Annotated in this window: 22 protein-coding genes and 1 riboswitch; of the genes, 7 read left to right on the top strand and 15 right to left on the bottom strand. The window is 69.8% G+C overall.

Annotation, left to right across the window (positions count from 1 at the left end):
- Window positions 1-19 precede the first annotated feature (19 nt).
- The 12 genes from OHA05_RS25530 to OHA05_RS25475 all read right to left on the bottom strand — a co-directional run bounded on the left by OHA05_RS25530 (window position 20) and on the right by OHA05_RS25475 (window position 12,187).
- Window positions 20-871, bottom strand: a complete 852-nt coding sequence (locus OHA05_RS25530; protein WP_328861812.1) for an SRPBCC family protein — start codon at window positions 869-871, stop codon at window positions 20-22.
- A complete protein-coding gene (locus tag OHA05_RS25525) occupies window positions 868-1,185 on the bottom strand; it encodes an ArsR/SmtB family transcription factor (protein ID WP_313943951.1) in 318 nt (105 codons plus the stop codon). Before OHA05_RS25525 ends, OHA05_RS25530 begins: the two co-directional genes overlap by 4 nt.
- Window positions 1,186-1,266: 81 nt before the next feature.
- On the bottom strand, window positions 1,267-2,109 hold the full coding sequence (locus OHA05_RS25520; protein WP_328861811.1) for a thioesterase family protein: 843 nt from the start codon (window positions 2,107-2,109) through the stop codon (window positions 1,267-1,269).
- 98 nt (window positions 2,110-2,207) lie between these two features.
- Window positions 2,208-2,864, bottom strand: a complete 657-nt coding sequence (locus OHA05_RS25515; RefSeq protein WP_313943953.1) for a trimeric intracellular cation channel family protein — start codon at window positions 2,862-2,864, stop codon at window positions 2,208-2,210.
- Between the two features lie 18 nt (window positions 2,865-2,882).
- Window positions 2,883-4,199 (bottom strand): ABC transporter ATP-binding protein, encoded by a 1,317-nt coding sequence (locus OHA05_RS25510; RefSeq protein WP_328861810.1) that lies wholly within the window; start codon window positions 4,197-4,199, stop codon window positions 2,883-2,885.
- A gap of 20 nt (window positions 4,200-4,219) precedes the next feature.
- Window positions 4,220-5,317, bottom strand: a complete 1,098-nt coding sequence (locus tag OHA05_RS25505; RefSeq protein WP_313943955.1) for an ABC transporter ATP-binding protein — start codon at window positions 5,315-5,317, stop codon at window positions 4,220-4,222.
- Complete coding sequence (locus OHA05_RS25500) at window positions 5,314-6,312, bottom strand: ABC transporter permease (RefSeq protein ID WP_313943956.1); 999 nt, start codon at window positions 6,310-6,312, stop codon at window positions 5,314-5,316. The genes OHA05_RS25505 and OHA05_RS25500 overlap by 4 nt, the downstream gene beginning before the upstream one ends.
- A 125-nt stretch (window positions 6,313-6,437) precedes the next feature.
- Window positions 6,438-8,216: an ABC transporter substrate-binding protein gene (locus tag OHA05_RS25495; RefSeq protein ID WP_313943957.1), complete on the bottom strand. Its 1,779-nt coding sequence runs from the start codon at window positions 8,214-8,216 to the stop codon at window positions 6,438-6,440.
- Between the two features lie 106 nt (window positions 8,217-8,322).
- Window positions 8,323-9,321: an ABC transporter permease gene (locus tag OHA05_RS25490; RefSeq protein WP_313943958.1), complete on the bottom strand. Its 999-nt coding sequence runs from the start codon at window positions 9,319-9,321 to the stop codon at window positions 8,323-8,325.
- Window positions 9,322-9,771: 450 nt separating this feature from the next.
- Window positions 9,772-10,557, bottom strand: a complete 786-nt coding sequence (locus OHA05_RS25485) for an enhanced serine sensitivity protein SseB C-terminal domain-containing protein (protein WP_328861809.1) — start codon at window positions 10,555-10,557, stop codon at window positions 9,772-9,774.
- Between the two features lie 82 nt (window positions 10,558-10,639).
- The gene (locus tag OHA05_RS25480) at window positions 10,640-11,428 is read right to left on the bottom strand and encodes an enhanced serine sensitivity protein SseB (protein ID WP_313943960.1); all 789 of its coding nucleotides are present in this window, start codon (window positions 11,426-11,428) and stop codon (window positions 10,640-10,642) included.
- 84 nt (window positions 11,429-11,512) lie between these two features.
- On the bottom strand, window positions 11,513-12,187 hold the full coding sequence (locus OHA05_RS25475) for an AAA family ATPase (RefSeq protein WP_327679965.1): 675 nt from the start codon (window positions 12,185-12,187) through the stop codon (window positions 11,513-11,515).
- Window positions 12,188-12,397: 210 nt separating this feature from the next.
- Window positions 12,398-12,495, top strand: a riboswitch (glycine riboswitch).
- A 149-nt stretch (window positions 12,496-12,644) separates the two neighbouring features.
- Between OHA05_RS25475 and gcvT the strand changes: the two genes are divergently transcribed.
- From gcvT to OHA05_RS25455, 4 genes are all read left to right on the top strand, one after another.
- Window positions 12,645-13,760, top strand: a complete 1,116-nt coding sequence (gene gcvT / locus OHA05_RS25470) for a glycine cleavage system aminomethyltransferase GcvT (protein WP_313943962.1) — start codon at window positions 12,645-12,647, stop codon at window positions 13,758-13,760.
- A gap of 58 nt (window positions 13,761-13,818) precedes the next feature.
- The gene (gene gcvH / locus OHA05_RS25465; RefSeq protein WP_313943963.1) at window positions 13,819-14,196 is read left to right on the top strand and encodes a glycine cleavage system protein GcvH; all 378 of its coding nucleotides are present in this window, start codon (window positions 13,819-13,821) and stop codon (window positions 14,194-14,196) included.
- Between the two features lie 31 nt (window positions 14,197-14,227).
- Window positions 14,228-15,487 (top strand): serine hydroxymethyltransferase, encoded by a 1,260-nt coding sequence (glyA, locus tag OHA05_RS25460; RefSeq protein ID WP_313943964.1) that lies wholly within the window; start codon window positions 14,228-14,230, stop codon window positions 15,485-15,487.
- A 148-nt stretch (window positions 15,488-15,635) separates the two neighbouring features.
- Window positions 15,636-17,003, top strand: a complete 1,368-nt coding sequence (locus tag OHA05_RS25455; RefSeq protein ID WP_313943965.1) for an L-serine ammonia-lyase — start codon at window positions 15,636-15,638, stop codon at window positions 17,001-17,003.
- A 69-nt stretch (window positions 17,004-17,072) separates the two neighbouring features.
- Here the strand turns inward: OHA05_RS25455 and OHA05_RS25450 are convergent, their stop codons facing one another.
- Complete coding sequence (locus tag OHA05_RS25450) at window positions 17,073-17,288, bottom strand: EF-hand domain-containing protein (protein ID WP_313943966.1); 216 nt, start codon at window positions 17,286-17,288, stop codon at window positions 17,073-17,075.
- A 92-nt stretch (window positions 17,289-17,380) separates the two neighbouring features.
- Between OHA05_RS25450 and OHA05_RS25445 the strand changes: the two genes are divergently transcribed.
- The 3 genes from OHA05_RS25445 (at window position 17,381) to OHA05_RS25435 (ending at window position 20,103) form a co-directional block, all read left to right on the top strand.
- Complete coding sequence (locus OHA05_RS25445; RefSeq protein WP_328861808.1) at window positions 17,381-18,019, top strand: GNAT family N-acetyltransferase; 639 nt, start codon at window positions 17,381-17,383, stop codon at window positions 18,017-18,019.
- A gap of 181 nt (window positions 18,020-18,200) precedes the next feature.
- Window positions 18,201-18,932, top strand: coding sequence for a tRNA-dependent cyclodipeptide synthase (locus OHA05_RS25440; protein ID WP_313943968.1), 732 nt, complete (start codon window positions 18,201-18,203; stop codon window positions 18,930-18,932).
- Entirely contained in the window at window positions 18,907-20,103 is a 1,197-nt protein-coding gene (locus tag OHA05_RS25435) for a cytochrome P450 (protein ID WP_328861807.1), read from the top strand. The genes OHA05_RS25440 and OHA05_RS25435 overlap by 26 nt, the downstream gene beginning before the upstream one ends.
- Before the next feature lie 65 nt (window positions 20,104-20,168).
- Here the strand turns inward: OHA05_RS25435 and OHA05_RS25430 are convergent, their stop codons facing one another.
- Both OHA05_RS25430 and OHA05_RS25425 read right to left on the bottom strand, forming a co-directional pair.
- Window positions 20,169-21,359 carry a YncE family protein gene (locus tag OHA05_RS25430; protein ID WP_328861806.1) on the bottom strand — a complete coding sequence of 397 codons (1,191 nt, stop codon included), beginning with the start codon at window positions 21,357-21,359 and terminating at the stop codon, window positions 20,169-20,171.
- Window positions 21,359-22,183 carry a polysaccharide deacetylase family protein gene (locus OHA05_RS25425; protein WP_328861805.1) on the bottom strand — a complete coding sequence of 275 codons (825 nt, stop codon included), beginning with the start codon at window positions 22,181-22,183 and terminating at the stop codon, window positions 21,359-21,361. Before OHA05_RS25425 ends, OHA05_RS25430 begins: the two co-directional genes overlap by 1 nt.
- Window positions 22,184-22,245 lie beyond the last annotated feature (62 nt).

Raw genomic sequence — 22,245 nt, 5'->3', positions numbered from 1 at the left:
AGGGCCCCGGGAGCGGACGTCAGCGCTCCTGGAGCCGGGCCGCCAGGTGCTCGATGCGCTGGCGCCAGGAGTCCAGCGCGGCCCGGGTGTCCAGGTCCGCCGGGCCCGTCTGCGTCAGGACGAGACGCGGGCCGTGGCCGGTGCCCTGGCCCAGTTCCCAGCGGACCTCGCCCTCGGAATGCCAGGCGTAGACGAGCAGTTCGGGGGCGCGGACCTCGACGACCGGTCCCGCGGGGGCGACGGCCGCGGTGAAACCCTCGGGCACCTGGTCGCCGGCCTCGGGAGCAGCGCCGCCGGTCAGGAGGTCCCACACCGTCCCTGCGGGACGGACGAGCTGCCGCTCGAAGCGGATCCGCGGGCCGTCGGCCGTGTCCTCGACCGTGCCGGCGGCGAGGCCGAACCGCTCGACGTACGCCTCGTGCAGGGTGCCCGCCGCGTCCCCTTCGACGTCGGGCACCCGGCCGTCGAGCAGTTGCGCCAGCGCGGTGATGCAGACGTGCCAGCCGGAGGCGAAGCTCGCCGCACCGAACCGGTCGCCGAAGGTGTGCACCAGGGTCAGCAGCGAGCCGTCGCCGTCCGGTGTGATCTCCCAGCGCAGATGGTCCTCGCCCCAGGTGAAGGCGAACACGTGCGGCTCGTCCGCGTCGGTCACGGTGCCGGTCATGCCGGGCCCGGAATCACCGGGAAAGAGAAACCCGATGGCGCCGCCGGGACGCAGCTCCACGGTCACCTCGGAGGGGAACCACCGGGCGAGGTGTTCGGGCGTGGTGATCGCGGCCCAGACCTTCTTCGGCGGGTGCGCGAGACGGCGCTCCATCCGCAGGGCGTTGCGCCCGTCCTCGGTGGTGAGGGTGTCGGGGTGCGGGGTCATGAGGAGTCGTCCTCCATCGCGTCGAGATGACGTTCGAGCGCATCGAGGCTCCCCGCCCAGAGATGGCGGTAGTGCGCGAGCCAGGCGTCGAGCTCCGCGAGGGGCTCGGGACTCAGCTCGTACCAGCGGCGCTGCGCGTCCTGCCGGACCCGGACCAGCCCGGCCTCGCGGAGCACCCGCAGGTGCTTGGAGGTACCGGGCTGGCTGAGGCCGAGCCGGTCGGTGAGCTCACCGACCAGATGCGGACGTTCCAGGAGCAGATCCAGGATTCTGCGCCTGCTGGGCTCCGCGAGCACGTCGAACGGTATGGGCATACCGCGAACATACTCACTGGGTTATATAACCGCAAGAGAATGAATAGGAGGGCCGGCGCGAGGCCTGCACCCGCCGCTCGGCTAACGCGGGGCCTTCGCCAGCTGCCGGGACTGTGCGACGAGCCGGTCGCGGCTGTCCCAGACCTCGGCGTCCTCCTCCAGGAATCCGCCCGCGAGATTGCGGGTGACGATGGAGACCCGCAGCGGGCCGGGAGCCGGACGGCAGCGGATGTGCGTGGTGAGCTCCACCGTGGGCGTCCAGCCCGTCAGCCCGAGCTCGAACGAGGTCGGCGGCAGGGCGTCGACCGTCAGGAGCAGCGAGAACGGGTCCGCGTCACGGCCGTCCGCGAGCGAGAACCAGCCGCGCATCTCCCCCTTGCCCGAGGGAGCTCCGACGGCCCAGCCGACGGTCGCCGGGTCGAGCCGGATGTTCAGCCGCTCGGTGATGGCGGAGCTGCCGGGGATCGCCACCGGACCGTCCGCGGGGCCGAGACACTGCTCGTACGGGGCCATGACCGGCGGGGCCGCGGAGGTGCGGACCTCGTCGGAGAGCGTGTCGAGATCGCCGTAGGTGGCGAGCACGCGGATGCGCTCGACCTCGGTGCCGTCCTCCTCGAACTGGACGAGGGAGGCCTGGCCCGTGGAGAGGGTGCGGCCGGTGCGGACGATCTCGGTACGGATCAGCGCGGGACCCGGCTGCGACGCGGTGAGGTAGTGCGCCGAGACGGTGAAGGGGTCCGGGTGCGGCAGGGCCTCGCCGAGGGCGCGGCCGAGAAGTGCCAGCAGGTACCCGCCGTTGACGGCGCGGACGATCGTCCAGCCCGCCGAGAGCTCCGCGTCGTAGACGCCCGGTGCGCGCAGGGACACAGCGGTGTCGCGGTCGAACTCGCTGTCCCCGATCGATGCCTGAACTGCCTGTGCCATACCGGTACGGTACAACAGGTCATTACTGAGCGGTAGCTTTTTTGTGCTGTGACGCTTCCCTCCGGGCGACCGTCAGGACGCGGGCCCGCGGAGAGGGGTCATGCCTCCTCCGCGGCGGACGAGCGCCGGTTCCAGGCGCGGGGTGCGCGCCAGTTGAACCGCATCGCCGCCAGCCGGAGCAGGAAGGCGGTGATGACCGCGGTCCCGCTGGTGAACGCGTTCAGCACGTCGAAGCGGATGCACAGGACGACCATGGTCGCGCCCACGATGGCCGGGACGGCGTAGAGGTCGCGGTCCCAGCGCAGCAGTGACGGGACCTCGTTGGCGAGGACGTCCCTCAGCACACCGCCGCCGACCGCGGTCGCGAGGCCGAGCACCGCCGACGAGGTCAGGCTGAGCCCGTACTCGTACGCCTTGGTCGTGCCCGTGACGCAGAACAGGCCGAGGCCGGCGGCGTCGAAGACGTTCACCCCGGACTGGATGCGCTCGACCTGCGGATGCAGGAAGAAGATCAGTGCGGCGGCGACCAGGGGCATGAGGAAGTAGCCCAGGTCCGTGAAGGCGGCCGGGACGACCCCGATGACCAGGTCACGGAACAGCCCTCCGCCCAGCGCGGTGACCTCGGCGAGCACCGCGATGCCGAAGACGTCGAAGTTCTTGCGCACGGCGAGCAGTGCACCGGAGATCGCGAAGACGAAGATTCCGGCGAGGTCGAGCGAATGCTGGACGGAGGGCGTGAACAGTTCTTGGAGCACCGGACGATTGTGCCGGTTCTACTCCTTGGCGGTGCCCCCCGGGCCCTTGGCCTCGTCCGCGTCGGCGGCATCGGCCTCCGGCGTCTCGGACACGGCGGTCGTGGCAACAGGGGCGTCGGGCTCGGCAGCCTTCGTCACCGGCGCCTCGACCACGGCGGCCTCGGGCTCGGCGGCCTTCGTCACCGGCGTCTCGACCACGGCCGGCTCGGCAACCAAGGCGTCGGCCGCGGCGGCCTCCGCCGTCTCCTCCGACTTCGGCTTCGCGTCGACGATGTCGATCGCCTCCCGCGCCGACGCGATCACCACGTCCTGCGGGACCTGGTCCGGCGCGTTCTCCGGGTGGTGGCAGGCCACCTGCTGCCCCGGCTTGAGGGCGATCAGCGGCGGCTCCTGCGTGGTGCAGATCTCCGTCGCCTTCCAGCACCTGGTGTGGAAGCGGCAGCCCGTCGGCGGCGAGATCGGCGAGGGCACGTCGCCCTTGAGCAGGATGCGCTCGCTCTTGACGCCGCGACGACGCGGGTCGGGCACCGGCACCGCCGACATCAGCGCCTTCGTGTACGGGTGCATCGGCGCCTCGTACAGCGACTTGCGGTCCGCCAGCTCCACGATCTTGCCCAGGTACATGACCGCGATGCGGTCCGAGACGTGCCGGATCACCGACAGGTCGTGGGCGATGATCACATAGGTGAGGCCCAGCTCTTCCTGGAGATCGTCGAGCAGGTTCACCACCTGCGCCTGGATGGAGACGTCCAGCGCGGAGACCGGCTCGTCGGCCACGACCAGCTTCGGCTTCAGGGCGAGCGCGCGGGCGATGCCGATGCGCTGGCGCTGACCGCCGGAGAACTCGTGCGGATAGCGGTTGTAGTGCTCGGGGTTGAGACCGACCAGGCCCAGCAGGCGCTGGACCTCCTTCTTGATCCCGCCCTCGGGCGTGACGCCCTGGAGCTTGAACGGCGCGCTGACGATCGAACCGACCGTGTGACGCGGGTTCAGCGAACCGTAGGGGTCCTGGAAGATCATCTGGACGTCCCGGCGCATCGGACGCATGGCGCCCACGCCGAGGTGCGTGATGTCGGTGCCCTCGAACTCGATGGAACCGCCGGTCGGTTCGAGGAGCCGGGTGATGAGCCGGCCCATCGTCGACTTGCCGCAGCCGGACTCGCCCACGACGCCGAGCGTCTCGCCGGGAAGCACGTCGAAGCTGATGCCGTCGACCGCCTGGACGGCGCCGGCCTGCCGGCGCAGCAGCCCCTTGGTGATCGGGAAGTGCTTGACCAGTCCGGTGACCTTGAGCAGCGGCTCGGGCGAGGAGGTGGCCTGCTCCGGGATCGTCATCTCGGAATCCTTTGTCTCACTCACAGCTTCGGCGCAATCTCTTCGGTCCAGATCCGCGTGCGGTCCTCCTGCGACATGTGGCAGGCCGAGTGGTGCCGGCTGCCCACCTCACGCAGGTTCGGCCGCTCGGTGCGGGTGATGCCGCCCTTGGGCACATCGGCGTACGGGCACCGCGGGTGGAAGGCACAGCCACTGGGGATGTTGATCAGGCTGGGCGGGGAGCCCTTGACCGGGATGAGGCGTTCGGTCTGGTCGCGGTCGATGCGGGGCATCGAACCCAGCAGGCCCCAGGTGTAGGGGTGCTGCGGCTCGTAGAAGACCTTCTCGGCCGGACCGCGCTCGACGCAGCGGCCGCCGTACATCACCAGGATGTCGTCGGCCAGCTCGGCGACCACGCCCAGGTCGTGGGTGATGATGATGACCGCGGAGCCGAACTCCTTCTGCAGATCCCGGATCAGGTCGAGGATCTGCGCCTGGACGGTGACGTCGAGGGCGGTGGTCGGCTCGTCGGCGATGAGCAGCTCGGGGTTGTTGACGAGCGCCATCGCGATCATCGCGCGCTGACGCATACCGCCCGAGAACTCGTGCGGGTAGCTGTCCACGCGCTTGTGGGGCTCCGGGATGCCCACCCGGTCCAGCAGCTGGACGGCGCGCTTCATCGCCGTCTTCTTGTCCACCTTGTTGTGGACCTGGTACGCCTCACTGATCTGCTTGCCGATGGTGTAGTACGGGTGCATCGCGGACAGCGGATCCTGGAAGATCATCGCCATGTCGCGGCCGCGCAGGCGGCGCACCTCGTCCGGATCGGCGGACAGCAGTTCCTTGCCGTTCAGCCAGATCTCGCCGGACAGGTGGGCCTTCTGCCGGCCGTACTGGCCGACGCGGTGCAGGCCCATGATGCCGAGTGAGGTCACCGACTTGCCGGAGCCGGACTCGCCGACGATGCCGAGGGTCTTGCCCTTCTCCAGCTGGAAGGAGAGTCCGTCGACGGACTTCACCAGACCGTCGTCGGTGGGGAAGTGCACCTCGAGATCGCGGACTTCGAGGAAGGCCGTCGAGGGGGCCGATCCCGCGGAGACGGGCTCGCCGACGGCGCCGGTCTTCGTCAGTTCGGTCATGAGAGCCTCACTCGGGGGTCGATCACTGCGTACATGAGGTCCACGACAAGGTTCGCGAGGACCACGAAGAAGGCCGAGATGAGGGTGACCCCGAGGATCACCGGCAGGTCGTGGTCGCTGATGGCCTTCACCGCGTTGTACCCGAGGCCGTGCAGCGAGAAGGTGCTCTCGGTGAGCACCGCGCCGCCGACCAGCGCTCCGAGGTCGAGGCCGAGGACCGTGAGGATCGGGGTCATCGTCGAGCGCATCGCGTGCTTGCCGATGACCACGGGTTCGGTGAGGCCCTTGGCCCGGGCGGTACGGATGTAGTCCTCGTTCAGGACCTCCAGCATGGTGGCCCGGGTGAGCCGCGCGTACATCGCGGCGTACAGGAAGGCGAGGGTGACCCACGGCAGGATCATGCCGTTGAACCAGGTCGCCGGATCCTCACCGAATTCCGTGTCCGGGCGCCCGAACCAGCCGAGCTGGTCGGAGAAGAGCGCCAGGGACAGGATGCCGGTGAAGTAGATGGGCAGGGAGACACCGCCGAGGGCGATGCCCATCGCCGAACGGTCCAGCGGGGTACCGCGCTTGAGGGCGGAGACGATGCCGGTGGCGACACCGCCGATGACCCAGAGCACGACGGCACCGAGGGCGAGCGAGAGGGTGACCGGCAGCCACTCGAGGAGCAGCGGCCAGACCTCCTGCTCGGTCTTGAACGAGTACCCGAAGCAGGGCGCGGCGCACTGCGTCACGTCGGAACCGTTGGAGTACGTACGTCCGGCCACCAGCCCGACCACGAACTTGCCGAACTGGACCAGGATCGGGTCGTCCAGGCCCATCTTCTGCCGGATGCCCTCGATGGCGGCCGGGTCGGACTGCTTGCCGACGAAGTAAAGCGCCGGGTCCGTCCCGATCATCTTGGGGAACAGGAAGAAGATTCCGAAGGTCACCAGAGTGATGACCATCAGCATGACGATGACGGCGAAGATTCGCCGGATGAGATATGCAAGCACTGCGCTCGGCCCGACGGCGACCCGGGGGCCCTCTCTTCTGGAGAGGGCCCCGGGCCACCGCTCGCGGCCATCACCTGCCCTTCGTGCCTAGCGGGTGTGGCACTGGAACGTGAACTGACTGGGTTTTACTTGACGACGCCGAGCGAGGCGTAGTCGTAGCGGCCGTTGTAGGCGTCCGCGGTGTAGGCGTTGGTGAGGCGGGTGCTGCGCCAGGTGATCGTCTTGTCGTAGACGAAGGGCAGGTAGACAGCGGCCTCGGAGACCTTCTGGTTCATCTGCTTGTAGATCTCGCCGGCCTTGTCCGGGTCGGTCTCCGCGATGGCCTGGTCGAAGAGCTTGTTGATCGCCGGGTCGTTCAGCTCCGAGAAGTTGTTGTTACCGCTCTGGAGGATGAAACGGCCGTCGACCAGCGGCTGGGAGAAGCCCTGTCCGGACGGGAAGTCCGCACCCCAGCCCATGATGATGATGCCGTAGCCCTTGTCCTTGACGACCTTCGGCGAACCGATGATGCCGGATGTCTGGGCGCCGTCGAACTGGTCGACCTGGGCGTCGATGCCGACCTGCTTCAGCGCGTTCTGCAGCGAGACGGCCGTGGCGACCTCGACCGGCTTGTTGTTGCGCACCGCGATGGTGGTCTTGAAGCCGTTCGGCTTGCCACAGGCTTTCAGCGCGGCCTTGGCCTTCTCGACGTTCGGCTTGCTGTCGTTCTTCAGGACCTCGTACGGGTCGTACGACGGGTCGGCGCCCTTGATGCCCGCGGGGAGCATGTTCGGGGCGATGTCGCCACCGGCCTGCGGGCCGCCACGGGCGGTCTGCAGGGACTTCTTGTCGGCGGCGTAGATGACGGCCTTGCGGCACTCGATGTTGTCGAACGGCGCCACCGTCTGCGGGAAGACCGCGTAACGGATGAAGCCGGTCTGGCCGTTGTCGAGGTTGCCCTTGTGCTCGCGGATCGCGGTGGTGCGGGCCGCCTGGCCGATGCCCGTCGCGTTGATGTCGATGTCGAAGTCACCCTTGAGCAGGCGCTTGTCCATGTCGTCCGCGTTGGTCATGAAGGTGACCGAGATCTTGTCCGGGAGCGCCTTGCGGATCGTGTCCGACGAGGCCTTCCAGTTGGCGTTGCGCGACAGCTTCATCGACTTGTTCGGCGCGTACGAGTCGATCTTGTACGGGCCGTTGGAGAAGGGCTTCAGGCCGTACTTGGCGGCGGTGTCCTTCTCCTTCTTGACCGGAGAGGCGGCCGGCATGGCGAGCATCTGCTCGAAGTCGCCGTTCGGCTTCGGAAGCTTGAAGATGATGGTCTTCGCGTCCGGCGTCTCGATGGCCTTCAGGCCGAGCTTGTCCGCGGACTTGTCCTTGTACGGCCCCTTGTACTCGGTCTTCGGGTCGAGGACCTGCATCAGGTAGACCGGGCCGCCGGAGATGACGTCCTGGGCCCAGGTGCGCTCGATGCCGTACTTGATGTCCTGCGAGGTGACGGGCGTGCCGTCCTCCCACGTGACGTCGTCCTTCAGCGTGTACTTGTAGGTCTTGCCGTCGGGCGAGATCTCGGCCTTCGCGGTCGCGAGGTCCGGCACGAGCTCGGTGCTGCCCGCACCCGGCGCCGGCTTGAAGCTGACCAGCTGGCGGGTGTAGTAGCGGGCGAAGTCCCACATGAAGCCGTAGTAACCGCGCTGCGGGTCCCACGAGTCGGCGTCCTGCGTGCCGACGAACTTGAGCTCACCGCCCTTGGCGGTGGACGCGTTGGCGACCTTGCCGATGCCGGCGTTGAAGCCGGGCGTCTTGCCGGCTCCGTCCTTGTCGTCGTCCTTGTTGCCGCCACAGGCCGTGGTGGTGAGCAGGGCCGCGAGCACGACAGCCGTGCCTGCGGCAAGCCTGCGCTTCGACGTGCGATGGGTTGTCACGATGCTCGCAACCTCCGTAGTAGTCACGGCCCTTGAGGGCCGCGGGTTCTGGGCTATCGCTCCTGACTGGTGGCAGGGGCTGTGGATCCGCAGGGCTTGCGGTGGTTCAGCGGGATCCCTTGGGATCCAGCGCGTCCCGTACGCCGTCACCGAAGAGGTTGAAGGCGAGCACGGTGATGAAGATCGCCAGACCCGGGATGATCATGAACACCGGGTCGTCCTCGTAGGTGCGCACGGCCGTCTGGAGCATCTCGCCCCAGGACGGGGTGGGCGGCTTCACTCCGACGCCCAGGAAGCTCAGCGCGGCCTCCGTGAGGATGTTGGTCGGGATCATCAGCGTCGTGTAGACGGTGATCGGCGCGACCAGGTTCGGCAGCAGCTCGCGGAAGAGGATGTAGGACCGGCCGGCTCCCAGGCTGCGCGCCGCCTCGACGTACTCGCGTTCGCGCAGCGACAGGGTCTGGCCGCGCACGATGCGGCCGATGTAGGGCCAGCCGAAGAAGCCGATCACCAGGACCAGGACGGCGATGCGCAGTCCGGAGCCGGAGAACCCGAACAGCTCGTTCGGGGTGACGGAGATCAGGGCGATGATGAAGAGCAGCTGCGGGAAGGCGAGCAGAAGGTCCATGACCCGGCTGATCGCCGCGTCCACCCAGCCGCCGAAGTAGCCCGCGATGACACCGAAGAGGGTGCCGAGGGAGACGGCCACGAAGGCGGACAGGAAGGCGACCAGGAGCGAGATGCGGGCGCCGTAGATGATCCGGCTGAAGACGTCACGGCCGTTGACCGGCTCGACTCCGAGCAGGAAGTCGGAGCTGATGCCGCCCCAGCTGCCGATCGGGGTGCCGAGGAGCGGGTCGATCTGGTCCTCGTGCAGCTCCTCCGGCGGGTGGCCGAACGCGTCCACGATCAGCGGAGCGAGGAGCGCGACCAGGACCAGCAGGAGCACCACGACCCCACCGGCCAGCGCGACCTTGTCCCGCTTGAGGCGGACCCAGGCGATCTTCCAGGGTGAACGCCCCTCGATGGCCTTTTGCGGGACATCGGCGGCGACATCGACGGCCGCGGTCTCGGCCGCGCTCGTGTCGTGCAGTGGTGCCGTCATCGTGGTGGGGACCCCTCTCGGCCGGTGGTGACCGACCCATGCCCGCCGCTGTAGCGGCTTCGTTCACATCAGTGGTGCAGTTGTGTGTGGTGCGAGGAAAGCTTGAAGAAGCAGGTCGTACACGGGACCGAAGGGTCCTTGTTGCGGGAGTCTTCAACGCTGCCGCGATCACCCGCCAGACCCCTCGGGGAATGTTTGCGTAAACGTGATGAGGGAAGCAGGTTTCCGTTATACGGACGGGACCGCCGACTGAGCGGAACGCCAAATAGCCCATATGGGACGGAAGTTCACCGATGCACCGCCCGTCACGCAGAGGCGCCTCATTCGAATACAAGGCGCTTCACGGGTTGCGCACACACAATCCGACCAGAACATCCGCGCAGGGCATGGAAAGAGGACGAATTCGCCCTCTGGAGCGGTGTGGTGGGAAAGCGGCCGAGGCCGGTCGGTTCAGCGGCCGTGAGGCGGCGGATAGCCGTAACCGCCGCCCTGGGGGGCGCCGTGCGCATCACGGTCGTAGAACGGCCGGGAGTTGGCCCGCAGCCACATCGTGACGGGGTCGTACTCGTCGGACATCGCGACGGTGGACACCGGCAGTCCCTCCGGGACGGCCGCGATCGACTGCTGCATCATCGCGCGGACCGCGTCCACCGACTGCCGCCCCGTGTCGTACAGATCGAGCCCGATCGCCAGATAGGGAGCGCCGAGCGCGGGCTGCACCCAGGCGCGGCGCAACGAGCGGACGGCCGGGGTGCGGTGGGCGTTCTGCGAGAGCAGGGCGTAGAACTGCGGGATCTCGATGGCCGGCTCGGACAGCCGCAGCGGTCCCGCGGGCATCCGGTCGAGACCGGTGGCGATCCTGCGGAGGTCGGGCCAGGGGATGCCCACACCGCCGCCGGGGGCGTGCGGATTGAGCCAGATGCCCCAGCGGTCGGGGTAGAGGGCGCGGGCGATGTCGAGGCCGCCGACGACCTCGTGCGCGCGGTTCCAGCCGGAGACGGCGAGCTCCTGGGCGGAGGTGACACAGGGGGCGTAGCCGACGCCGTCGACCTCCATGTTCCCGTACTGGGCCTCGGGCGAGCCCGCCCGGCCGTGCCAGAGCAGCATCCAGACCTGGCCGCTCGCCGGGTCGGCCAGCGCCTTCAGCAGCGCCTCGTACGCGTCGTAGCGTCCGGGAGTCACCTGGCGCAGCATGTGCTCGACCTGCCCGGCCGCCGCGGTGCCTGACGCACTCACTCTGGGTTCCGCCCCTCTTCGCATCACGATTCAGCAGGCCATGAAACCAGCTTAATCGGCCGTTTCGACACCGACTTGACGACTACACGTGCTCTCGTTGGTAGAACGGCCGCACCCGCGCCAGCATCCAGTCGGCGACGGGGTCCTGGGCGACGTCCAGCAGGACGAGGCTGACCGGCCAGCCGACCTGGACCCGGCCGAGCGCCCGACCGAGGGCGTCCATGGGCGCGTTGCTGCCGACCGCGTCCCAGCCGGACAGCTGCACACCGATGAACAGGGTGGGCGGATCGCCCTCGATGGACGCGAGCGCCCGCCGGGCGGTGACGACGACGCCGGACTCCTGGAACTCACCGGCCGCGGCGGCCAGGAAGTCGACGGGCTCCTCCTGCCAGTCCGGCTCGAACAGCCGCACCCGCCCGCCGCTCGGCCCCCCGGCGCCGGCCTGCGCGTCGCCCGGTTCGTGCCGTCCGGCCCGGCAGAGCTCCGCCACGGCGGACGGCGGCAGCGGTGCGCCGACGACACCGCCCGGGTTGACGGCGATGCCGAGCTGCGGGGGCAGCCCGCGGGCGAACTCGCGCGCGGGCGCCACGGTGAAGGGCATATGGCTGCCCACACAGGTCAGGAACTGGTGCTCGGAGCTGAAGACCGGCACATACGCCTGTCCCTCGATCTCGGTGGTGGGCAGATCGAGGTTCGGACTGTCCGGGCCGCCGCCGTTGGGGAGCGGGACCCAGAGGAAGCTGCGGCCGAGGACCTCCACGAGCCGGCCCCCGGCGGCCGGGTTGCCGAGCGAGGCGCCGAGCACCTCTTCGAGCTCGTTCGCCGGCCAGCCGCCGGACGGATGCGGATGCGCCTGTCCCGGAATGGTCATGTGCTGGTCTCTCCCCCGGCTCTCCTCTGTGCTTCCCCCGACCCTAATGCGCGCGCCCGCCGGGCCGGGGACGGGGCCGGGCGATCACTCCTCGCCGAAACCGACCCGTGACAGCACGGTCGCCGCGTCCCGGTCGAGCAGCACCGCCGAGGCACAGCCGGCGGGCAGCTTCCCGGCCTCCGCGTCACCGATCAGCCGGCCCACGGCACGCTGGTGCCGGGCGAAGGCGTACCCGGACACCCCACGGCCCCGCTCGCGCTGTCCCTGCCGGGCGATCCCCGGGGAGACGTCGAGGAGGACGAGGTGGAGCGCGCTGCCGCGGCGCCGCGCCTCCCGGCCCAGCCAGCGCCGCACCCAGGTCTGGGTGCCGCAGTCGTGCACGACCACGCTCTCGCCGGAGCGCAGGGCCCGGCGCAGGCCCGCGTAGTGCGCGAGGCGCACGAAGGGCCGGTAGACGGCGTACGGGAGGAGCCTCGGCATCCTCGCGTCCCACCGGTCCCGGGTGTCCTGGGAGTCGATCCGCCGGCCGCTCGCCGCGCGCCTGATCAGCGTGGACTTCCCGCTGCCGGGCAGGCCGGACACCACCACGACGTCGCCCGCGGCGAACCCCAGGCTGTGCGGGCTGCGTCCCGCGCGGTCCCGCAGGTCACGCAGCACGGGCGCCGCCCTCAGGACGTCGCCGGCCTCTCGGGCGGGTGCCTGCGGCGGCGCAGGCACTCCCGCGGCGGTCGCATATGCACCGGACTGCTGCAAAGTCATCACCCTCCCCCTGTCGGGTCACCCCACACACTTGCCCATGGAGCGTAAAGAAATGGTAATGCGACGAGGTCGATTTGCCGCTGAGGAGCGCCGCGCCGTCCCGAGAAAGCTTCGGAGCCGTCCGCTCCGTCCCCGTGGCCTCCGGCCTGGGGGGAAGCCGTTCGGCGCGATGCGTGCAATGATGTGCCCGCCAACTGCATACCGGCCGCTTGAATCCACGCGGGAGAGTCCTGGCCACAGTGTGCGCCGGGCGCCGAAGGAGCAAGTCCCTCCCTTGAATCTCTCAGGCCCCGTACCGCGTGTGATGAGGCAGATCTGAAAAGCGAGCCGCGTTCGAGTGGCTCCACCCAAGGTGCAAGTCACGTCCACCAGTACGCGTGGTCGGGACGAACCTCTCAGGTTCCGATGACAGATGGGGAGGATTGTCCTCGCCGGCCATGCCCTGGGAGTCACATCCATGACCAGTTCCCCCCGTCTCACCGCCCTCGATGCCCTGCATCGCTCGCTGGGCGCGACCATGACCGACTTCGCGGGCTGGGACATGCCCCTGCGGTACGCCAGTGAGCGCGACGAGCACACCGCGGTCCGCACCCGCGCCGGCCTCTTCGATCTCTCCCACATGGGCGAGATCACCGTCACCGGCCCGCAGGCCGTGGACCTGCTGAACTACGCGCTCGTCGGCAACATCGGCACCGTGGGCACCGGCCGTGCCCGCTACACGATGATCTGCCAGGAGGACGGCGGCATCGTCGACGACCTGATCGTCTACCGCCTCGCCGACACCGAGTACATGGTCGTCGCCAACGCGGGCAACGCCCAGATCGTGCTGGACGCGCTGACCGAGCGCGCCGCGGGCTTCGACGCCGAGGTTCGTGACGACCGCGACGCCTACGCGCTGATCGCGGTCCAGGGCCCTCAGTCGCCCGGCATCCTGCAGTCGCTCACCGACGCCGACCTCGACGGGCTGAAGTACTACGCGGGCCTGCCCGGCACCGTCGCCGGCGTCCCGGCGCTGATCGCCCGTACCGGCTACACCGGCGAGGACGGCTTCGAGCTCTTCGTCCAGCCGCAGTACGCGGAGAAGCTGTGGCAGGCGCTGACCGAGGCGGGCGCCCCGGCCGGACTGATCCCGTGCGGGCTCTCCTGCCGTGACACGCTGCGCCTGGAGGCGGGCATGCCGCTGTACGGGCACGAGCTGACCACGGCGCTCACCCCCTTCGACGCCGGCCTCGGCCGGGTCGTGAAGTTCGAGAAGGACGGCGACTTCGTCGGCCGTCAGGCGCTGCAGGCCGCCGCCGAGCGGGCCGAGACCGCGCCGCCGCGCAAGCTCGTCGGCCTGATCGCCGAGGGCCGCCGGGTACCGCGCGCCGGGATGTCCGTGGTCGCCGGCGGCCAGGTCGTCGGCGAGGTCACCTCGGGCGCCCCGAGCCCCACGCTCGGCAAGCCGATCGCGATGGCCTATGTAGACGCGGCCCACGCCGCGCCGGGCACGGAGGGTGTCGGGGTCGACATCCGCGGTACCCATGAGCCGTACGAGGTCGTCGCGCTGCCGTTCTACAAGCGCCAGAAGTGATCGTCCGCACTCCCCCCTCGTTCCCCAGCACTCCCCCGCGTACAGGAGAATTCAGGCCATGAGCAACCCCCAGCAGCTGCGCTACAGCAAGGAGCACGAGTGGCTGACGGCCGCCGAGAACGGCGTGTCGGCGGTCGGCATCACGGAGCACGCGGCCAACGCGCTCGGCGACGTGGTGTACGTACAGCTCCCGGACGTCGGCGACACGGTGACCGCGGGCGAGACCTGCGGTGAGCTGGAGTCGACCAAGTCCGTCAGCGACCTGTACTCCCCGGTCAGCGGTGAGGTCACGGAGACCAACGAGGACGTCGTCAACGACCCGTCGCTGGTGAACACGGCCCCCTTCGAGGGCGGCTGGCTCTTCAAGGTGCGTGTCTCGGAGGAGCCGAAGGATCTGCTCTCCGCGGACGAGTACACCGAGTTCTCCGGCAACTGACCACCCTCACGACAGGGACTGTGATTCCGCGATGTCGATTCTGAACACCCCTCTTCACGAACTGGACCCGGACGTCGCCGCTGCTGTCGACGCCGAGCTCCACCGTCAGCAGTCCACCCTCGAGATGATCGCCTCGGAGAACTTCGCTCCGGTCGCGGTCATGGAGGCCCAGGGCTCGGTCCTCACCAACAAGTACGCCGAGGGCTACCCCGGCCGCCGCTACTACGGCGGCTGTGAGCACGTCGACGTGGTCGAGCAGATCGCCATCGACCGCATCAAGGCGCTCTTCGGCGCAGAGCACGCCAACGTCCAGCCCCACTCGGGCGCCCAGGCGAACGCGGCCGCGATGTTCGCGCTGCTGAAGCCGGGCGACACGATCATGGGTCTGAACCTCGCGCACGGCGGGCACCTGACCCACGGTATGAAGATCAACTTCTCCGGCAAGCTCTACAACGTGGTCCCGTACCACGTCGACGCCACCGGCCAGGTCGACATGGCCGAGGTCGAGAAGCTCGCCAAGGAGTCCAAGCCGCAGCTGATCGTGGCCGGCTGGTCCGCGTACCCGCGTCAGCTGGACTTCGCCGCCTTCCGCCGCATCGCGGACGAGGTCGGCGCCTACCTGATGGTCGACATGGCGCACTTCGCGGGCCTCGTCGCCGCCGGGCTGCACCCCAACCCGGTGCCGCACGCCCATGTGGTCACCACCACCACGCACAAGACGCTGGGCGGACCCCGCGGCGGTGTGATCCTGTCGACGCAGGAACTCGCCAAGAAGATCAACTCCGCGGTCTTCCCCGGCCAGCAGGGCGGCCCGCTGGAGCACGTCATCGCGGCGAAGGCGGTCTCCTTCAAGGTCGCGGCCGGTGAGGAGTTCAAGGAGCGCCAGCAGCGCACCCTGGACGGCGCCCGCATCCTGGCCGAGCGTCTCGTCCAGGCCGATGTGACCGAGCACGGTGTCTCGGTCCTGTCCGGCGGCACGGACGTGCACCTGGTCCTGGTGGACCTGCGCAATTCCGAGCTCGACGGCCAGCAGGCCGAGGACCGGCTCCACGAGCTGGGCATCACGGTCAACCGCAACGCGATCCCGAACGACCCGCGGCCGCCGATGGTGACCTCGGGTCTGCGGATCGGCACCCCGGCGCTGGCCACCCGCGGCTTCCAGGACGACGACTTCCGCGAGGTGGCGGACATCATCGCCGAGGCGCTGAAGCCGTCGTACGACAGCGACGCCCTGCGTGCCCGGGTCTCCGAGCTGGCCGCGAAGCACCCGCTGTACCCCGGTCTGAAGTAGTTTCGTACTCTTTTTGACAGGAAACTCGGGGCACCGCGCACACTGGGCTGTGAGCGCGGTGCCCTCCCCCTTGTTCCGCCTTGTTCCGCGCCTGCTCGCACCACCCCCGGCAGACAACGGCGTCTACCAACGTTCTAGGAGTCACCCCGTGGCCATCTCGGTCTTCGACCTGTTCTCGATCGGCATCGGCCCGTCCAGCTCCCACACGGTCGGCCCGATGCGCGCGGCCCGTATGTTCGCCCACCGTCTGAAGAACGAGGGCGTACTGGACCGGACCGCCACCGTCCGGGCGGAGCTGTTCGGCTCGCTCGGCGCCACCGGCCACGGCCACGGCACCCCCAAGGCCGTCCTGCTCGGCCTGGAGGGCCACTCGCCCCGCACCGTCGACGTCGAGTCGGCTGACGGCGAGGTGGAGCGCATCCGCACCGAGAGCCGGCTCCGGCTGCTCGGCGTGCAGGAGATCGACTTCGACTTCGACGAGCACCTGGTGCTGCACCGCCGCAAGACGCTGCCGTACCACGCCAACGGCATGACGGTCTTCGCGTACGACAGCGAGGGCGCGAGCCTGCTGGAGAAGACGTACTACTCCGTGGGCGGCGGCTTCGTCGTGGACGAGGACGCCGTCGGCGAGGACCGGATCAAGCTCGACGACACCGTGCTGAAGTACCCCTTCCGCACCGGGGACGAGCTGCTGCGGCTCACCCAGGAGACCGGCCTGTCCATCTCCGCCCTGATGCTGGAGAACGAGAAGGCCTGGCGCACCGAGGAGGAGATCCGCGAGGGTCTGCTGGAGATCTGGCGGGTCATGCAGGCCTGCGTCTCGCGCGGCATGTCCCGCGAGGGCATTCTGCCGGGCGGCCTCAAGGTCCGCCGCCGCGCCGCCAACTCCGCCCGCCAGCTGCGGGCCGAGGGTGACCCGCTGGCCCGCGCGATGGAGTGGATCACTCTGTACGCGATGGCCGTGAACGAGGAGAACGCGGCGGGCGGCCGGGTCGTCACCGCGCCCACCAACGGCGCCGCGGGCATCATCCCCGCCGTGCTGCACTACTACATGAACTTCGTGCCCGGCGCGGACGAGGAGGGCATCGTCCGCTTCATGCTCTCCGCCGGCGCGATCGGCATGCTGTTCAAGGAGAACGCCTCCATCTCCGGCGCCGAGGTCGGCTGCCAGGGCGAGGTCGGCTCCGCCTGCTCGATGGCCGCGGGCGCGCTCGCGGAGGTGCTCGGCGGCAGCCCCGAGCAGGTCGAGAACGCCGCGGAGATCGGTATGGAGCACAACCTCGGTCTGACCTGCGACCCGGTCGGCGGCCTGGTGCAGATCCCGTGCATCGAGCGCAACGGCATGGCCGCGGTGAAGGCCGTGACGGCGGCCAAGATGGCGATGCGCGGCGACGGCAGCCACAAGGTGTCCCTCGACAAGGTCATCAAGACCATGAAGGAGACCGGCGCGGACATGTCGGTGAAATATAAGGAGACCGCGCGCGGCGGACTCGCGGTGAACATCATCGAGTGCTGAGAGCCGCGACCGCGGCACCACAGTGCGGCCCCCGGCGCTCCGCCGGGGGCCGCGCGTGTGTCCGCTGCGTCAGGCCTTGTTCAGGTGGGCCCAGAACTCGTCGAACGACAGGAGCTTGTCCTTGTCGGTGTCCTGCGCGGCGATCACGGCCTCGGCCACCGGCTCGGTGACGTTCCAGTCACCCATCTGTGCCATGGCCGACTTGTACTCGGCCGCAGTGATGAAGCCGTCGCCGTCCGCGTCGTAGCGATCGAACGCCTTGCGTGCTTCCTCGATGTCCGCCACCGGTCCACCCCTTCTTGGTGCATTACTGACGTGGGTCAGATTATCCGCAGGGCGCCTCACCGGTTCCGGCGGCCGTACCCGACCATGGACGCATGAGCGACGAGCTGGCACGGATACTGGCCGCGGCCGCGCGGGGGGACTTCCCTCCGCAGGACGGAGAGACCCGCGTGATACGGCAGCCGAGCGTGCGGGACGCCGGGGTGATGGCGTTCACCGCGCATTCGGTGGTCTTCACCGACGAGGATCCGGCGTGGGTGCGGGCCGAGTTGGCGGCCACCGACGCCGACCGGCTGGCGGCCGCGATGAACCCGTCGTTCCTGGCCGCCCTGATGGCCCGGACGGGCCGCTCCACGAACACGATCGACCTGGTGACGGTGGCGGGCGCACTGCCGGGCGGGCCGGACGTCCGGTTGCGGGAGATCGAGGATCCGGACCACCCGCGGGTGGCGCGGGCCCTGAAGGTCCGCGACGGCGTACGGGTGTGGGCCACGGACGGCGGGGTGCTGGTGCTCGGCCGGGGGGTCGCCGGCCGCTGGGAGTGCGCCGTCGAGGTGGACGAGGAGGCCCGCGGACGGGGTCTGGGCGTCGCGCTGGCGCGAGCCGCCCGCCATCTGGTGCCGGACTCGCTGGTGTGGTCCCAGCAGTCGCCCGGCAACGCCCGCAGCGTGCGGACGTTCCAGACGGCCGGCTTCCGCCCGGTCGGCTCCGAGGCGCTGCTGACCGCCAACTGACAGGGCGTCACACGGCATTCCGCAGAGCGGAAGATGTTTTTCGGTCCCGTGCTGAGCGGATCCCGCCAAACCCATGGCCCTCTTCGTCACTCTCCGCCGACGGGGGCTAACTTCATGGCGTCGCCGCCACACCAGGAGCACAGGGCTCCCAGGGACAAGCGGCGCAAGGGTGATGTCATCAGTGACGATCACAACCGAATCCTTCACGGCCCGCCCCTTCACCCCCAACTGCCGTCTCCTCATGGACGAGGGCGACCATGTCCTGATCGGGGTCTCCCCCGGCAACAGCTACTTCTCCGCCCGGCGCATCACCGAGCTCGCCCGCTGGGCGGCCCCGCGCTTCACCGCGGTGGACTTCGTCTACGCCGATCTGCATGTGGCCTCCGTCTTCGCCGCTCTCGGCCACGCCCCCGAGCAGGCCGTCCGGCGCGCGTCCAAGGAACTCAAGGCGGTACGCCGGCGGATCCTCGGCGGCGTGGAGGCAGCGGGCCCCCCGGGGCGGCGGACCGGCGTGCGGGCGCTCTCGGAGTTCTCCGGCGATCCGGTGTACGCGCTGCTGCACCGGCGGGTGCGCCACTTCCTCGCCACCGACGAGGAGTTCCGCAAGAGCTGTGACCGTATGGTGCGGCAGTTCCTGGCCTCCCGGATCGGCGAGGGCGGGGCCGTCACACCCGAGCAGCGCTCCGCGTGCCTGGACTACATCGCCGCCGAGCTCCCCTTCTTCCTCGACACCCCGGGGATTCTCGGCGTCCCCTCCTCCGTCTCCTGCTACCACGCGCTGATGCCGCTCACCGAGCTGCTCTTCGGCAAGGGCGGCGGTCTGCGCGCCGCCCGCAACCAGGGCTACGCCGTCGTACGGCCGGACGGACCCGAGAGGAGCGCGGACGATGGACACCGGACAGCTGCAGCTTGAATTCCCGCTCTCCCGGCGGGGCGACGTGCTTCCCGCGGAGTGTGCCGCACTGCGGAAAGGGGCGCCGGTGGCCCGGGTGCGGACCCTCACCGGCGACCACGCCTGGCTGGTGAGCAGCCACGGGCTGGCCCGCCAGGTTCTGGAGGACGACCGCTTCGGCCTGAAGGAGACGGCGTCGCCGGACGCTCCGCGGCAGTACGCCCTCACCATCCCGCCCGAAGTCGTCAACAACATGGGGAACATCAACAGCGCCGGGCTGCGCGGCGCGGTGATGCGGTCGCTCAACCCGCGGTCGGACGACGGGCTGCGCGGCTGGCTGCGCACCCGGGCCGACGAACTGATCGAGGGGCTGCTCGCCGAGGGGCCGCCGGTCGATCTGCGGGCCGCCTTCGCCGACCCGTTCTCGGCGGCGCTGCACTGCAAGGTGATCGGGGTCCCGTTCCGCGACTGGCGGCGGCTGATGTCCGGGCTCGACATCGCGTTCATGACCAGCGCCCGGCCTTTCGACGGGGCCGGACTGAACTGGTACAAGGACCTCGACTACATGGTCGAGCGGCTCAATGTGCCGGAGGCGGAACGCGCCGGTCTGCTCGGCCGGTTGGCGGCGCTGCGGGAGGACGAGGAGTCGGCGCATCTGACCGACGAGATGCTCGCCACCGTCGCCGTGTCACTCTTCGGCGCGGGCGCCGTCTCCACCTCCGCCTTTCTGCTGCTCGCGGTCGTCGCGCTGATGCAGCGGCCGGAGCTGATCGAGTACTTGCGGGACCATCCGGAGCGGATGGGGCCCGCCGTCGACGAACTGCTGCGGTGGAACCTCTCCATCGGCGACGGACTGCCGCGGCTCGCCCTGGAGGACGTGACGCTCGGCGATGTCCTCGTCCGCAAGGGAGAGCTGGTGCTCGTCCTGGTGGAAGGGGCCAACTTCGACCCGGAGGTCTTCGAGGACCCGGACCGGCTGGACCTGGAGCGCACGCCCAACCCGCATCTCTCCTTCGGCGGCGGACGGCACTTCTGCCCCGCATCCGCGCTGGGCCGGCTGCACGCGGAGACCGCGCTGACCGCACTCGTGACCCGGCTGCCGCGGATGCGGCTCGCCGTACCCGAGGAGCAGTTGGTGTGGCGTACGGGCTTCATCAAGCGGCTGCCGGAGAGGCTGCCCGTGCTGTGGTGACACGCGCGCGTTCCGGTGCCCGGCGCGATGCCGGGACCGGGGCGCGGCGGCGCCGGGCAACGGCGTCAGCGGAAGACGCCGGTGTGGCCGAGCGAGTAGCGGCCGGGCTGCGGGTAGACGGCGAGCCCGTGCGGCCCGCTGCCGACGGGGATACGGGCGAGCTGCTTGCCGCTCGTGGTGTCGATCGCGTACACCTCGGCGTCGTAACGGCCGGACAGCCACAGAACCTTGCCGTCCGCCGAGACACCGCCCATGTCGGGGCTGCCGCCGCCGGGCAGCCGCCACTTCTTCGTCAGCCGGTTCCGCGCGAAGTCGAAGACCGAGACGGAGCCCTCGCCGCGGTTGGGGATGTACATCTCGCGGGAGTCGCGGCTGATGTAGAGACCGTGGGCGCCCTTGCCGGTGGGCAGCAGCACCGGCGTGGTGAACTTCTCTCCGTCCAGCACCCAGACGCCGTGCGCCACCATGTCGGCGATGTAGAAGGTCTCGCCGTCCGGGGAGATCTTCACGTCCTGCGGCATCGCGCCGGTGAACGGCAGCTTCTGCCGGCCGATGACCTCCATCCTCTCCGTGTCCACCTTGAGCAGCTCGGCCGAGAACTCGCACGAGACGATGAAGTAGCGGCCGTCGGCGGAGAAGTCGGCGTGGTTGACGCCGTAGCAGGGGACGGGCGTGGTCTTCAGCGGGGCCATGGTGTGCGGATCGCGGAAGACGAGCTGACGGTCCAGCGAGGCCATCACGACGGCGTACTTGCCGTTGGGCGTGAAGTAGAGGTTGTACGGGTCGTGCACCTCCACCGGCTTGCCCGCCGCGCCGGTGGCCGGGTCGATCGGGGTGAGCGTGTGGCCGCGGTTGTTGTTGACCCACAGCGTCTTCAGGTCCCAGGACGGGACGACGTGCTGCGGCTGGTTGCCGACGGGGATGGTGTCGACGACCCTGTAGGTCCTCGGGTCGATGACCGAGACGGTGTTGGAGTTGGTGTTGGGGACGTAGATCCGTGAGGGGAAGCCCTTGACCGCCGGCGAGAACATGCCCGGCCGGTCCGCGGCGTAGACGTCCTTCGGGTTCAGCACCGGCGGCATACCGGGCAGGGCGGCCGGGACGGCTTTCCTCGGCGGCGCGGGGGGCGGCGGCGCGCTGGTGCTGCTGTCGGCCCGCGTCGGGCCGGCGGGCGAGCCGCAGCCGGCGAGGAGGGCGAGGAGGGCGCCGGCGGCGACCGCGCCGGCCCGTCGGGTGGCAGGGAGTCTCGGGTGCATCAGCTCAGCAGCTCCGTGGTGGTGACCGCGTGCAGGCCGCGGCGGTCGAGTTCGGCGAGCAGGGCGGGGAGGGCGGCGACCGTGTCCGGGTAGCCCAGGTGCAGGCTGACCACCGAGCCGGGCCGGATCTGCCCGGTGACATTGCGGGTCACGGCCGCCGCACCCGGCGAGGTGAAGTCGAGTGAGTCGACGTCGTACGAGAGGACGTGCGGGTAGCCGGCCCTGCGCGCGAGGCGGACGAGCAGAGGGGTGGCGTACTGGGCCCGGGAGGGGCGGAACCAGGTGCCGATCGATCCGGTGAGTCTGCGCAGCCGCTGTGCACAGCCGGTGATCTCGGCGTAGGCGTCGGCCTCGGACATCTCCGAGATGCTCAGATGGCGCTGGGTGTGGTTGCCGAGGTCGTGCCCGCCGTCGAGAATCCGGCGGGCCAGGTCCGGGTACCGGTCGAGCCAGCTGCCGACGGCGAGCACCGTGAGCCGGGCCCCGGCCCGCTCGGCCTCGGCGAGCACCGCCCGGGTGACGGTCGGCTCGCCCTGGCCGTGGAAGGTGAGGGCGACCCGGTCACGGTCGCGGGGGCCGTTGCGGATCTGCGCGGGCTGCCCGGGGAAACGGCGGGCGGCCGGGACGGGACGCGTGCCGGGTGACGACGGGGCGGGGGCGGCGGGCGGTTCGGGCTTCCCGGCTCCCCCCGGCCGCACCGGACTCTCGGGCTTCCCCGGCTGAGCCGTGGGAGGACCGCCGTCGGCGCAGCCCGTGGCGAGGGCGCCGGCCACGGCCGCTCCCGCTCCTGCGCGCAGCGCGCCGCGACGGTCGATCAAGGTCACGAATAAGCACAGTAGGTGCTCATCGGACAAAAGATAACGATTGCATCAGAAAGGCTCACCCG

The sequence above is a fragment of the Streptomyces sp. NBC_00306 genome, assembly GCF_036169555.1.
Taxonomy (GTDB): Bacteria; Actinomycetota; Actinomycetes; order Streptomycetales; family Streptomycetaceae; genus Streptomyces; species Streptomyces achmelvichensis.
Note: the sequence above shows the minus strand (reverse complement) of the source record. Positions and strands in the feature narration are given on the sequence as shown.

Excerpts from the sequence above, each read along its gene's own strand:
- OHA05_RS25530 (WP_328861812.1), bottom strand. The coding sequence starts at position 871 with ATGACCCCGCACCCCGACACCCTCACCACCGAGGACGGGCGCAACGCC.
- OHA05_RS25525 (WP_313943951.1), bottom strand. The coding sequence starts at position 1,185 with ATGCCCATACCGTTCGACGTGCTCGCGGAGCCCAGCAGGCGCAGAATC.
- OHA05_RS25520 (WP_328861811.1), bottom strand. The coding sequence starts at position 2,109 with ATGGCACAGGCAGTTCAGGCATCGATCGGGGACAGCGAGTTCGACCGC.
- OHA05_RS25510 (WP_328861810.1), bottom strand. The coding sequence starts at position 4,199 with ATGACGATCCCGGAGCAGGCCACCTCCTCGCCCGAGCCGCTGCTCAAG.
- OHA05_RS25505 (WP_313943955.1), bottom strand. The coding sequence starts at position 5,317 with ATGACCGAACTGACGAAGACCGGCGCCGTCGGCGAGCCCGTCTCCGCG.
- OHA05_RS25490 (WP_313943958.1), bottom strand. The coding sequence starts at position 9,321 with ATGACGGCACCACTGCACGACACGAGCGCGGCCGAGACCGCGGCCGTC.
- OHA05_RS25480 (WP_313943960.1), bottom strand. The coding sequence starts at position 11,428 with ATGACCATTCCGGGACAGGCGCATCCGCATCCGTCCGGCGGCTGGCCG.
- OHA05_RS25475 (WP_327679965.1), bottom strand. The coding sequence starts at position 12,187 with ATGACTTTGCAGCAGTCCGGTGCATATGCGACCGCCGCGGGAGTGCCT.
- gcvT (WP_313943962.1), top strand. The coding sequence starts at position 12,645 with ATGACCAGTTCCCCCCGTCTCACCGCCCTCGATGCCCTGCATCGCTCG.
- gcvH (WP_313943963.1), top strand. The coding sequence starts at position 13,819 with ATGAGCAACCCCCAGCAGCTGCGCTACAGCAAGGAGCACGAGTGGCTG.
- glyA (WP_313943964.1), top strand. The coding sequence starts at position 14,228 with ATGTCGATTCTGAACACCCCTCTTCACGAACTGGACCCGGACGTCGCC.
- OHA05_RS25445 (WP_328861808.1), top strand. The coding sequence starts at position 17,381 with ATGAGCGACGAGCTGGCACGGATACTGGCCGCGGCCGCGCGGGGGGAC.
- OHA05_RS25435 (WP_328861807.1), top strand. The coding sequence starts at position 18,907 with ATGGACACCGGACAGCTGCAGCTTGAATTCCCGCTCTCCCGGCGGGGC.
- OHA05_RS25430 (WP_328861806.1), bottom strand. The coding sequence starts at position 21,359 with ATGCACCCGAGACTCCCTGCCACCCGACGGGCCGGCGCGGTCGCCGCC.